The following is a 12,402-nucleotide window of genomic DNA, read 5'->3' on the forward strand; positions in this document are numbered from 1 at the left end:
GCGGTTCTACTCCTGGGCTTTTCCGGTGGTCAGTCGGGACAGCACGAGCGCGAGCAGGATGATGACACCCTTGATCGCGTTGAACCAGTGGCCATCCACAGCGGTCAGCCGCAGGATGTTCAGGATCAGGCCGAGCACGAGGACACCGCACAGCGCGCCGAACAGGGTGCCCTTGCCGCCGTTGAGGCTGATCCCGCCGATCACCGCGGCGGCGAACACGTCGAAGATCATGCCGTCGCCGAGGTTGGCGCCGATCGCGCCGAGCCTGCCGGTCTCCAGCATGCCCGCGAGCGCCGCCAGCACACCGCCGATGATCAGGACCGTCCAGATCACCTTGTTGGTGCGGATACCAGCCGCCTTGGCGGCGTCGACGTTGCCGCCGACGGCGTACAGCGAACGCCCCTGGCGGAAGTACGACAGCACCACCATCCCGACCACGAACAGCGCCAACGAGATCCACACCGACAGCGGCAGCCCGAGCCAGGTCTCGAAACCGAGGAACATGAACGACTGCGGGATCTGGAACAGGCTGTTGCCGCCGGAGACGCCCTCGTGCAGACCGCGGACGGTGATCAGCATGCCCAGCGTGACGATGAACGCCGACAGCTGGAACTTCAGGATCAGCAACCCGTTGAACGCGCCGATCAGCGCCCCGGTCAGCAGGCACAGCGGAACCGCCAGCCACGCGGCCCACTCCGTGCCCAGGCCGTGCGCGGACGTGGGCACGACGAGCGCGATCGCCAGCACCGGCGCGAACCCGATCGTCGACTCCAGCGACAGGTCGAACTTGCCGGTGATCAGGATCATCGCCTCGGCCAGCACGAGCAGGCTCAACGCGCTCTGCTGTTGCAGCACGCCCAGCAGGTTGCCGGTGGTGAGGAAGGTCGGATCCAGCAACGCGCCGACCACCAGCAGGATCACGATCGCCGGGACCAGTGCCAGGTCGCGGAACCGCGCGAACCGCAGCGGCGGGCGGCGGCCGGAGGCGGGGGCCGTCGACGCGCCGGTGTCCGGCGAGAGCGTTTCGGTCATTACTCAGACACCCCTTCAATGGCTGCGACCAAGTCCTGCTCGGTCCAGTCCCGCCCGAACTCGTGCGCCACCTCGCCGTGGAACATCACCAGCACCCGGTCGCACACCCTTAGATCGTCCAGCTCGTCGGACACCACGATCACCGCCGTACCCGTGCGGGCGACCCGGTCGACCACGCCGAGCAGGGACTCCTTCGACTTCACGTCGACGCCCGCGGTCGGGTTGATCAGCACGAGCACCTTCGGGTCGCTCGCCAGCGCCCGTGCCATCACGACTTTCTGCTGGTTCCCGCCGGACAGGTCCGACACCGGCTGGTCGGCGCCGGAGGTGACGATGTCGTACGACTCGATCGCCTTGCTGCCGACGCCAGCCAGCTGCTTCGGCGGGACGAGCCCGGCCGGGCCGAGCTTGTTCATCACGGTCATCGCCGCGTTCTCCGCGATGCTCAGGCCCAGCACGAGACCCTGGTGGTGGCGGTCGCGGGGCACGCAGCCGATTCCGTGCTTCAACGCGTCGAGCACCGAGCCGGGCTTGACCTTGCGCCCGTCCACCTCGATCACACCGGACGACGGCTTGCGCAGGCCGTACACGGTCTCGGCCAGTTGGTGCTTGCCGGACGACGCGCTGCCCGCGAACCCGATCACCTCGCCCCTGCGGATGCGCAGGCTGACATCGCTGAACGAGTCCCCGGTGAGGTTCTCGACGTTCAGCGCCACCTCGGAGTCCTGCGAGACGTCCGGGCGGTCGGCCGCGCCCGGCACGGTCAGGCCGCCGGGCTCGCCGGTCATCGCGTCCACCAGTTCGGCCCGGCCCAGTTCGGCCACCGGAGCGGTGAGGATGTGCCTGGCGTCGCGGAAGACCGTGACGGTCTGGCACACCTCGTAGATCTCCTCCAGGTGGTGCGAGATGAACATGAACGTGATGCCGGTGTCCTGCAACGCCCGCAGCCGCTCGAACAAGCGCTCGATCGCCGGACCGTCGAGTTGCGCGGTCGGTTCGTCGAGGATGATGAACCTGGCGCCGACCGACAGCGCACGGGCGATCTCGACGAGCTGGCGTTGTTCGACGGTCAGATCCGACGCGGGCGTGTTCACGTCCACGTCCACGCCGAAGGGCTCCAGCAGTTCACCCGCTTGTCGGCGCATCTTCGACCAGCTGATCAACCGCTTGCCCTGCCGGTTGATGAACAGGTTCTCCGCCACGGACAACGCGGGCATGATCGTGGACCGCTGGTACACGCAGGCCACGTTGCGCCGCCAGCCCTCGCGGTCGCTCAGCGCGGGCGCGGGCTTGCCGAAGAAGGACACCTCGCCGCTGTCGGCGGCCTGCAGACCGGTCAGTATCGAGACCAAAGTGGACTTACCGGCGCCGTTGCGGCCGACGAGCGCGTGCGACTCGCCGTCCTTGATCTCGATGCCGACGTCGTCGAGGGCCACCGTTCTGCCGTAGCGCTTGGTGACGTTGCGCGCCACGGCGGCGAGCCCTTCGCTCGCCGCCGGGTGGTTGACAGCACTCATCATTTGCCGATCTGGTTGCCCCACAACGCCTTGTCATCGACGTTGTCCTTGGTCACGAGCGGCGCGGGCAGCTGGTCCTCCAGGTTGCCGTTGCCCACGTCCACAATGGTCGATTCATGGTCGGTCGGGCCCGGCTTGAACGTCTTGCCCTCCAGCGCTGCCTTGGCGTAGAACAGCGCCCACTTCGCGTACAGGTCCGCGGGCTGCGAGACGGTCGCGTCGATCTCACCCTTGCGGATCGCCTCGAACTCCTGCGGGATGCCGTCGTTGGACACGATGGCGATGTGGTTCGGGTCGCCCGCCGGAAGCAAGTGGTTGGTCGAGCGCAGCACCTGCAGGGTGGGTGCCAGGAACACACCACCGGCCTGCATGTAGATGCCCTTGATGTCCGGGTGCTGGTTCAGGCGGGTCTGCAGCGCGGACGCGGCCTTCGAGCCCTCCCAGTCGGTCGGCTCCTCGAACACCGTGATCTCCGGGTAATTGTCCTTCATGCACTTGGCGAACGCCTCGGAGCGGTCGCGGCCGTTCACGCTGGACAACGCGCCCTGGAACTCGACGACCTTGCCCTTCTTGCCGAGCTTCTCGCCGAGGAACTTGCACGCCTTCTCGCCGTACGCCTTGTTGTCCGCGCGCACGACCATGTACACCTTGCCGCTGTCCGGCCGGGTGTCCACTGTGACCACAGGGATCTTCTGCTGTTCCAGGCGCTGCAACGTGGTCGCGATCGCCCCGGTGTCCTGCGGCGCCATCACGATCGCCTTCGCGCCCTGCCCCTGCAACGTCTGCACGTTGGCGACGAGGTTCTCGACCTTGTTCTGCGAGTTGGTCGACGGCATCAGGTTGACGTCCAGTTCCTTGCCGAACTGCGGCACGTACTTGATGTACGAGTTCCAGAAGTCCGAGTCGGCACGCGGGAAGTCCACGCCCACCTTGGCGTTGCCGTCGGCCGTGCCGCCACCGGACTGTTGGCCGCAAGCGGCGGCGGCCAGGACGACCGTGGCAACCGTGGCCACGGTCTTGATCGAACTGCGGACGGGCACCACAGGTCCTCCTTGACGGCGGTGTCTGCCTGGTCAGGAATCGTGAGTGTTCAGACGGGTCAGAACCCGGCTGAACACCCACGAGGTTCTACTGGGTTGGTGGACGGAGGCGGAGGCCGTGCATGCCGCCGTCCACGGCAAGTACCGTTCCCACCGTGGCGCCCGACAACGGGCTGGCCAGGTAGGCGATCGCGTTGGCCACCTCGTCGGCCGACACCAGGCGGCCCGTCGGTTGACGTGCGTTCAGGGCGAGCCGCTCCGCTGCCGGGTCCGGTGCCTGGTCGAGCAACCTGCTCACCCACGGCGTGTCCGCAGTGCCTGGGGCGACGCAGTTGACTCGGATGCCCTCGCGGACGTGGTCCGCTGCCATCGCCAGGGTCAACGCGTACACCGCGCCCTTGCTCGCGGAGTACAGCGCGCGCTGCGGGAGTCCGGCCCACGCGGCGATCGAGCACGTGTTGACGATCGCGGCGGCCGGTGACCGCCGCAAGTGCGGCACGGCGTGCCGGGCGACCCTGGCCATGCCGACCACGTTCACGTTCAGCACCCGCAGCCACTCGTCGTCGCCGTTCGCGGTGACGTCGCCGATCGCGCCGATCCCGGCGTTGTTGACCACCACGTCCAACCGGCCGAACCGCTCGACCACGGCGTCCACAGCGGACTTGACCTGTGCGTCGTCGGTGACGTCCACCTCGAACCCGGCGATGCCCTCCGGCAGGCCGTCCGGTTTCAGGTCGAGCGCGGCGACCGTCGCTCCCCTGCCTGCCAGCAGGTTCGCTGTGGCCAGGCCGATGCCCGACGCGCCACCGGTGACCACGGCGACAAGCCCGGCGAAGTCACTCACGAGTTCTCTCCCGTCCACTCCGGACCTTCAGGGAAGCGGTAGCGGCGCAGCGTGGCGTCGTGCATCCGCGCGGAGAAGCCGGGTTTGCGCGGCGCGAGGTAGTACCCGGCGCGCACCACGGCCGGGTCCGTGAAGTGCTCGTGCAAGTGGTCGACCCACTCGATGGCCCGGTTCTCCTGGTCGGCCGACACCGCGACGTAGTCGAACATCGACAGGTGCCTGACCAGCTCGCACAGCCCGACACCGCCAGCGTGCGGACACACCGGGACACCGAACTTGGCCGCCAGCAACAGGATCGCCACGTTCTCGTTGACGCCGCCGACGCGGGCGGCGTCCAGCTGCAGCACCGAGATCGCCTCGGCCTGCAGCATCTGCTTGAACACCACGCGGTTCTGCACGTGCTCGCCGGACGCGACCCGGATCGGCGCGATCCGCTGGGCGATCGCCTGGTGGCCGAGGACGTCGTCCGGTGAGGTCGGCTCCTCGATCCAGTACGGGTCGAACGGCGCCAGTGCCCGCATCCACTCGACGGCCGTGGCGACGTCCCAGCGCTGGTTGGCGTCGACGGCGATCCGGATGTCGTCGCCGACCGCGGCCCTGGCCAGGCGCAGCCTGCGGATGTCGTCGTCGAGGTTGCCGCCGACCTTCAGCTTGATCATGTCGAAGCCGTCGGCGACGGCCTGCTTGGACAGCCGGACCAGCTTGTCGTCGGAGTAGCCGAGCCAGCCGGGCGAGGTCGTGTACGCGCGGTACCCGTTGTCGAGGATGTGCTGGGCCCGTTCGGCTTTGCCGTCCTGGGCCCGCGCGAGGATGTCGTACGCTTCGTCCGGCGTGATCGCGTCCGTCAGGTACCGGAAGTCGACGAGACCGACGATCTCCTCCGGTGTCATGTCGCTCAGGAACTGCCAGACCGGCTTGTCCGCGCGCCGTGCCGCCAGGTCCCACGCGGCGTTCACGACCGCGCCGACCGCCATGTGCGCCACGCCCTTCTCCGGGCCGAGCCAGCGCAGCTGCGAGTCCCCGACCAGTTGCCGGGAAAGGGAAGCCAGTGCCGTCGCGTCCTGCGGCACTGGCAACCCGACCACGTGCCCTTCCAGCGCGCGGATCGCCGCGGCCTGCACGTCGTTGCCTCGGCCGATGGTGAACGCGAAGCCGTACCCGTCGGGGCCTTCGTCGGCGTGCAGCACGACGTAGGCGGCCGAGTAGTCGGGGTCCGGGTTCATCGCGTCCGAACCGTCGAGCTCGCGTGAGGTGGGAAACCGGACATCGAGGACGTCCATACCGACGATGTGGGCCATGTCAGGCCTGCCCGACGGTCTGCCGTTGGCGGCCAAGGCCTTCGATCTCCAGCTCGACCACATCCCCCTGCCGCAGGTACGGCTTGGGCTCCGGCTGGCCGAGCGCGACGCCTTGCGGCGTACCGGTGTTGATCACGTCCCCCGGCCGCAGCACCATGTACTGGCTCAGGGCGTGGACGATCTCGGCCACCGGGAAGATCATGTCCTTGGTGCTGGAGTCCTGCTTGAGCTCGCCGTTGACCCACAGCCGCAACGCCAGGTCCTGCGGGTCGGCGATCTCGTTCGCGGGCCGCAGCCACGGGCCGAGCGGGTTGAACGTCTCACACGACTTGCCCTTGTCCCACTGGCCGCCGGGCCGCTCGAGCTGGAACTCGCGCTCGGAGACGTCGTTGGAGATCGCATACCCGGCGATGTGCTCGTAGGCCTGATCGGGCGAGTCGAGATACCGCGCGGGCTTGCCGATCACGATCGCCAACTCGACCTCCCAGTCGGTCTTCGTGGACTTCCGGGGAATGAGTACGTCATCGTACGGGCCGACCACGCAGTCGGGGGCCTTCATGAAGACGACGGGTTCGCTGGGTATCGCCGCGCGGGACTCCGCGGCGTGCTCGCGGTAGTTCAGACCGATGCAGACCACTTTCCCCGGCTGCACGACAGGCGCGCCGACCCGTAGACCGGTACCGTCACCCGCGTCGTCGACGCGTGGTAGCGAGCCGTTCGCCACAGCGTCGGCAACACGCGCGATCCCGTCCCCGGCAAGGAAAGCACCATCGATGTCGCCGGTCAGCCCACTGAGGTCGTACAACGACCCGTCGTCGGCGCGGACCATCGGCCTCTCCTCGCCGATCCCGCCGAGGCGCATCAGGTGCATGTCGGTCTTCCCTTCCTCCCCGCCGTCAAGACATCCGATGTATATCGCCTCCAGGGGGCCTTCGTCCAGTCCTGTGACCGCATCGAGCCCCACAACTCCGATGATTCACCACTGTTGTGCAACCAATGTGGCCTTCGTTGCGTTTTTCGCAACGAAGGCCACATTGGTTGCCAAAACTCCGGGGTGGAGTGAGAGAAAAGAGAGGTGAATGTCGATCCACGGCAAGCACGAGCCGGAGTTCGTCGAAGTGCTCGCGGAGTTCGAGCGCAACTTCGCCGAACGCAGCGAGGTCGGCGCGTCGGTGACGGTCACGGTCGACGGGCGCACAGTCGTCGACCTGTGGGGCGGCGTGGCCGACCCGGCGACCGGTGCGCAATGGGACGAACAGACCCTGGTCGACGTCTGGTCGTGCACCAAGGGCGCGACGGCGCTCTGCGCGCACATCCTGGCCGACCACGGCGACCTCGATCTGACGGCCCCGGTCGCGAGGTACTGGCCGGAGTTCGCCCGCAACGGCAAGGAAGGCGTCCGCGTCCAGCACCTTCTCGACCACCAGGCCGGGCTCGCGGGCGTGCGGGACCGGCTGCCCGACGGCGCGTTCTACGACTGGGAGCTGATGACCGGCACCCTCGCCGCCGCCGAACCGCTGTGGACCCCGGGCACCACCCACGGCTACCACGGCCTGACGTTCGGGTTCCTCGTCGGCGAAGTGGTGCGGCGGGTCAGCGGACTGCCACTGGCCGACTTCTTCGCCACGGAGGTGGCGGGCCCGCTCGGCCTGGACTTCTGGCTGAGCCTCCCGGAAGGCGAGGAGGCCAGGGTCGCCCCGACCATCCCGCCGGACATGACCGAACCGGGCACACCGGTGCCGAGCCTCACCATGATCGCGATGAGCGATCCGACGTCCGTCCCCGGCCTGATGGTCCTGAACACCGGCGGATACATGCTGCCCGGCCAGTTCAACTCCAGGACCGCGCACGCGTCGACGATCGGGTCGGTCGGCGCGCTCACCAACGCCCGCGGACTCGCCGGGATGTACCGCCCGCTGGCCCTCGGCGGCACGTTCGGCGACGTGCGCCTGGTCAGTCCCAACCAGGTCGCCGCGATGGGCCGGGTGACGTCGGCGTGCTCGGTGGACGCGGCCGTGCTCGTGCCCACCAGGTTCGCCAGCGGGTTCGTCAAGTCGGTCGACAACCGGCACCTGCCACCGAACGACCAGGAAGGCATCCTGCTCTCGGAGGACGCGTTCGGGCACAGCGGAATGGGCGGCGCCCTGGGCTTCGCGGACCCCCGTGCCCGCGTGTCCTTCGGTTACGCGATGAACCGGCAGGGCATCGGAATCGGCGTGAACGAACGCGGCCAGTCGCTGGTGGACGCCGTGTACCGGGCGCTGGGATACCACCGGATCACCGAGGGTGGCGCCTGGTTCGGCTGAAAGGTCGCCCTTCGGACAGTCCGATCACGGCACATCAGGGATGACGTACTTGGTGAAGCCGAGCGCGACAAGGTCTTCGTAGGCCTGCCAGACGTTTCCGGGGATGTCCATCGGGATCTGGAACCCCAGTTCGGCGTAGACCCTGATCCGCTGCAGGTCGCCGACCATCAGCTCCAGCGTGGTCCGCGCGGTCGCCTCGTCGGCCGTGTAGTCCACAAAGGATATTTCCGGCGTGCTGACCAGCCACCGCGGGCCCGGCCACTGTTTCGCCGCCGTCGCGACGCCACGGCGCGCCATGTACGGCTTCGCCACGAGGATGGCGCGCTCGACCGGGATGCCCTGGCGCGTGAGCAGATCCCGCGTCCTGGTGACGTTCTCGCCCGTGTTGGTCGCCTGCTTCTCCAGTATCATCGCCGACCTCGGCACACCGAGACCCTCCGCGACCGACGCGAAGACCTCGGCCTCCGAGTCGGCCCACGACTCGGTCACCTTGCCCCGGCCGCCGGAGATCGCCAGCAGCGGCGCCCAGCCCCCGTGCCAGACCTTGGCGGCGTGCTCGGCGACGCGGGTGTCGTGACTGCCGAGCACGAGGATGACGTCACTGCGCTCAAGCGCGGGCGCGAGACGGTGGTAGTCCCACAGGACCTCGGCGAGCGAACGGACAGTGCTGTTCATGCCCCCAGCCAGATGTACCCGGCGAAACGGCCGGTGACGCGGTCTCTTCGGTACGAGTACAGCTCCGGCGACTCGATCGTGCAGCGCCGGTCGTGCCGGACGTCGGCCACGCCGTGGTCGGTCAACTGGGCGGTGATCGTCGCGCGGATGTCCAGCGCGGGATTGCCGTGACGGCTCGTCGACCAGCCGGTGGCGGGGAACGAAGCCTGGACGTCCGCGGGGACCTCGTAGCACGCGCCGCACGCGGCGGGGCCGACCAACGCGACCATCCGCGCCGGATCCGCGCCACGCGAGACCATGGACCGGACCAGGTTGAGCACGACCCCGGCAGCGGTGCCAGGCCGCCCGGAATGTGCCGCGCCGACCAACCCGGCGGTCGCGTCGGCGATCAGCGTCGGCGCGCAATCAGCAACCAGCACGCCCAAAGCCAACCCGACCTGGTCGGTGCAAAGCGCGTCGGCGGCCGGGGTCTCCGCACGCCACGGCTCGGTCACATATTCGACATCGACACCGTGCACCTGGTTCATCAGCACCACACGCGACGGGTCGAAACCGTGCTCCAGCGCGGTCTTGTGCCGGTTCTCCAGCACGTTGGACGCTGTGTCGCCGACGGCGCCGCCGAGGTTGCGGCTGTCGTACGGATCCGCGCTGACGCCGCCGTGGCGGTCGGTGATCACGACATGCACCCGGTCAGTCAGCAACAACAGGGTTTCCTCCGTCCGGGGGCCGCGCGCCGAGCCTATCAAGCAGCGTGGCGAGCGCATTCGCTGTGCTCGAGCCGAGATCCACGCACAGCGCCTCGGCGGCGGAGGCGTGTTCGCAGGCCGCGTCGTGCTCACCCGTGTCCAGCAGGCAGTGCGCGGCCTCGATCAAGGCGTTGACCTGGCCACCACGGCTGCTCACTTCGTCGCGATACCACTCCAACGATTCCGTGGCATACGTGAGCGCGTCGCCGGGACGGCCTGCGCGTCGCACGACCGACGCGAGTTGGGTGAGCACTCCGGCGGTACCGAAGGACGCACGGGTCGCGCGGTAGATGTCCAGCGCCTCCAGCAGTTCACTCTCCGCCTCGGCGAACGCGCCGGCCCGGGTCTTCAGCCGCGCCGTCACGCGCAGCACGTCCGCGACACCGCCGGGGTTGCGGATCGCCGAGAAGATCGACATCGCCTCGTCGAGCAACGGCAACGCCCGCTCCGGGTGACCGGCGAGTTCCAGCGCGGAAGCCATGTTGTTCAACGTGTTGCCGACGCCGCGCTGGTCGCCCGTCCCCCGGTAGATCACCAGTGCCCGCTGGTACTGGCTGTGCGCGGCCTCGTAGTCGCCGAGCAGCCGGTGGATGACGCCGATGTTGGCGATGCTGCGCGCCTCGCCCAGCGCGTAACCCAGGCGCCCGTACAGGTCGATGGCCTGGCGGTGGTTGTCGAGCGCCGCCGGGTAGGCGCCGGTGACCCGGTGCACCATGGCGATCAGGTAGTGCGACTCGGCCGCGCCGAAGGCGTCGTCGAGTCCACTGTGCTCGGTCAACGCCTGCGAGTGCCGCTCCAGCGCGGCGGTGTACCGGCCGTTCATCCGATGACCGATCCCGGCCCGGTTGAGCATGTCCGCGGCGGCGACCGGATCGCCGAGACGCAGGTACAGTTCGCGCGCCCCCAGGTATCCGTCGATGGCCGCGGCGTGGTTGCCGTGTGCGTTGTTGACGTCGCCGATCCGGGCCGTCATGTCCGCGACGGCCCGCTGGTCGCTGGAGATCGTGGCCAGGCTCAGGCCCAGCCCGTACTGGTTGCCCGCGTCGTCGATACCGGCCCGCAGCCCGAGGAAGTGCGCGATGGCACGCGGAACACGCCAGATGTACGACTGCAGGTCGAACTCCGCGGCCATTCCCCGGCAGCTCAACAGGTTGTCCAGCTCCAGATCGCACCACTCGACGGCGGCCTGCTCGTCGGCGAACTCACGGGCGAGGTCCGGCAGCACGACGACCTCGTCCTTGATCGGCCGGTACGGCATCAGGGTGGCGTGCGCCGACAACGCCGCGTGCAGGTAGTAGTCGAGCGCACGAGCGGTGGCGCGCTTGCGTTCCGGCCGCGGATCGGTCTCCGCGACGCACTCACGCGCGAACTGGCGCATCAAGTCGTGCAGGCGGTAGCGGTGCCGCCCGACTTCCTTGACGAAGCTGTACTCCACCAGCTTGTCCAACGCGTCCCGGCCCGGCGCGTTGCCGCAACCGCTGAGCGCGACCGCGACGGGCAAGCCGAGATCGCCGGGAACGTGCAGACCCAGTCGCCGGAACACGACCTGCTCCGGCTCGGCCAGCCGCCGGTAGGACAGCTCGAACGCCGCACGGACGGACTTGTTCTCCGCGCGCATGGCGCGCAGCCGGGTCTGCTCGTCGGCCAGTTCCTCGGCCATGTCCGCCGCGGTCCAACTGGGACGTGCCGCCAGCGCCGCCGCCACCAGCCGGATCGCCAGCGGCAGGCCGCCGCACAGCCGCACGATCTGATCGATCACAGCCGGGTCCTCGCCCTTGCGGCCCACGGTCGTGAACAACGAGACCGCCGCCGGGTGCGGCAGGATGTCGACGCTGTGGCTGACGGCGCCGCGCACCCGCAACCCGTCCAGCCTGCGGCGGCTGGTGACGAGAACCAACGAGTTCGTGGACCCGGGCAGCAGGTGCTCGACCTGCTCGGTCGACGCCGCGTTGTCGAGGACCACCAGCACACCGCGGCCGCCGAGCGTGGCACGCCAGACCTCACCCCACTCCGCCGCCGTCGCGGGTCGCTGTGCCGGCGTCTTGTTCAGCATCGCCAGCAGCCGTGCCAACGCATGCGCCGGGTCGAGTTCCTCATCCGTGTTGGCCTGCAGGTCGATGAACAGCTGTCCGTCGGGGAACCGCGCGGCCAGCCGGTGCGCCAGTTCCACCGCCAGTGTCGTCTTCCCGATCCCGGCCATGCCGTCGATGGCGAGCACGGCCGCACCACGGGTGATCACCTGCTCGGTCAGCGTTTCCAGCTCGTCGTCGCGGCCGGTGAAGTCCGGGTCCGCGCCGATCAGCGTGTTCACCGGGGACTTGAGGGCCTTGCGCGGCGCTCGGGACGCCGACACGCGGTACCAGGCGTCGGCCCACTCGCGTTGTTCCCCCGGCGACGCCCCGAGCGCGATCACGATCGCGTCCAGCACCTCCGCGGGCACCATCGTCTTGCCGGTGACGTAACTGTGCACAGTGGACTTGCTGGACGCGGGCAGGCCCAGCCTGCGGGTCAGCTCGGCGAGGCTGACCCTGCTCCGGCCGGTGCCCCGCGCGGCGCGTGCGGACAGCAGGCCGAGTTCAGCGGCCAAGTCGTCCGGCTTGTGCACGCGCTGTGGATCCGGCCCCGCGGTGGTGGTCACGCCCCTCCCGTCCAGGATCGTCCGGACCCGTACGAGACAAGCGTCCGGACGCCTCGCCGTCGCGTCCCCTTGTCGCCATGCCTGATGCGAAGTGGTTCAAAAGTAGCCGATGCGGTCCGAGCGCTGCCTGCGTCGAGGTGGCGTTCCTGCCTGATCGAGTGCCCGATCGAATGCCTGGTCGAGTCGCGGTCCGGGACAGCAAGAACCCGGGCCCCGCGTTCACGTTCGACGGCTCGTCGTGGCGGGCTTTCCTCAGCAGGGTCCCCCTGACGTGTGAATGACCCGGTCACCAATCTGCAAATCTTG

General features: G+C 68.8%; 11 protein-coding genes. 2 read left to right on the forward strand and 9 right to left on the reverse strand.

The genetic code is table 11. The features are described from left to right. Positions 1-6: 6 nt before the first annotated feature. The 6 genes from ALI144C_RS38550 to ALI144C_RS38575 all read right to left on the reverse strand — a co-directional run bounded on the left by ALI144C_RS38550 (position 7) and on the right by ALI144C_RS38575 (position 6,602). Complete coding sequence (locus ALI144C_RS38550) at positions 7-1,032, reverse strand: ABC transporter permease (protein ID WP_076992186.1); 1,026 nt, start codon at positions 1,030-1,032, stop codon at positions 7-9. Further along, entirely contained in the window at positions 1,032-2,549 is a 1,518-nt protein-coding gene (locus ALI144C_RS38555; RefSeq protein WP_076992771.1) for a sugar ABC transporter ATP-binding protein, read from the reverse strand. The genes ALI144C_RS38550 and ALI144C_RS38555 overlap by 1 nt, the downstream gene beginning before the upstream one ends. Then, the gene (locus ALI144C_RS38560) at positions 2,549-3,589 is read right to left on the reverse strand and encodes a sugar ABC transporter substrate-binding protein (protein ID WP_237774522.1); all 1,041 of its coding nucleotides are present in this window, start codon (positions 3,587-3,589) and stop codon (positions 2,549-2,551) included. The genes ALI144C_RS38555 and ALI144C_RS38560 overlap by 1 nt, the downstream gene beginning before the upstream one ends. Positions 3,590-3,677: 88 nt before the next feature. Continuing rightward, a complete protein-coding gene (locus tag ALI144C_RS38565) occupies positions 3,678-4,433 on the reverse strand; it encodes an SDR family NAD(P)-dependent oxidoreductase (protein ID WP_076992187.1) in 756 nt (251 codons plus the stop codon). Then, positions 4,430-5,731 (reverse strand): enolase C-terminal domain-like protein, encoded by a 1,302-nt coding sequence (locus ALI144C_RS38570; protein WP_076992773.1) that lies wholly within the window; start codon positions 5,729-5,731, stop codon positions 4,430-4,432. The genes ALI144C_RS38565 and ALI144C_RS38570 overlap by 4 nt, the downstream gene beginning before the upstream one ends. Before the next feature lies 1 nt (position 5,732). Beyond that, positions 5,733-6,602 (reverse strand): fumarylacetoacetate hydrolase family protein, encoded by an 870-nt coding sequence (locus ALI144C_RS38575; protein WP_076992774.1) that lies wholly within the window; start codon positions 6,600-6,602, stop codon positions 5,733-5,735. A 208-nt stretch (positions 6,603-6,810) separates the two neighbouring features. On the opposite strand from ALI144C_RS38575, the gene ALI144C_RS38580 reads away from it, so the two are divergent. Beyond that, positions 6,811-8,037 carry a serine hydrolase domain-containing protein gene (locus ALI144C_RS38580; RefSeq protein ID WP_076992188.1) on the forward strand — a complete coding sequence of 409 codons (1,227 nt, stop codon included), beginning with the start codon at positions 6,811-6,813 and terminating at the stop codon, positions 8,035-8,037. Between the two features lie 24 nt (positions 8,038-8,061). On the opposite strand, the gene ALI144C_RS38585 is transcribed toward ALI144C_RS38580, so the two are convergent. From ALI144C_RS38585 to ALI144C_RS38595, 3 genes are read right to left on the reverse strand one after another with little or no spacing between them, the layout of a single operon-like run. Continuing rightward, the gene (locus ALI144C_RS38585; protein ID WP_076992189.1) at positions 8,062-8,712 is read right to left on the reverse strand and encodes a YdcF family protein; all 651 of its coding nucleotides are present in this window, start codon (positions 8,710-8,712) and stop codon (positions 8,062-8,064) included. Then, complete coding sequence (gene pgeF, locus ALI144C_RS38590) at positions 8,709-9,416, reverse strand: peptidoglycan editing factor PgeF (RefSeq protein WP_076992190.1); 708 nt, start codon at positions 9,414-9,416, stop codon at positions 8,709-8,711. The genes ALI144C_RS38585 and pgeF overlap by 4 nt, the downstream gene beginning before the upstream one ends. Continuing rightward, a complete protein-coding gene (locus ALI144C_RS38595; RefSeq protein ID WP_076992191.1) occupies positions 9,403-12,096 on the reverse strand; it encodes an ATP-binding protein in 2,694 nt (897 codons plus the stop codon). Before ALI144C_RS38595 ends, pgeF begins: the two co-directional genes overlap by 14 nt. Before the next feature lie 77 nt (positions 12,097-12,173). On the opposite strand from ALI144C_RS38595, the gene ALI144C_RS38600 reads away from it, so the two are divergent. After that, positions 12,174-12,377, forward strand: coding sequence for a DUF397 domain-containing protein (locus ALI144C_RS38600; RefSeq protein ID WP_076992192.1), 204 nt, complete (start codon positions 12,174-12,176; stop codon positions 12,375-12,377). The last annotated feature ends 25 nt before the right edge of the window (positions 12,378-12,402 follow it).

Origin of the sequence: Actinosynnema sp. ALI-1.44, assembly GCF_001984155.1 — a bacterium.
Lineage (GTDB): Bacteria > Actinomycetota > Actinomycetes > Mycobacteriales > Pseudonocardiaceae > Kibdelosporangium.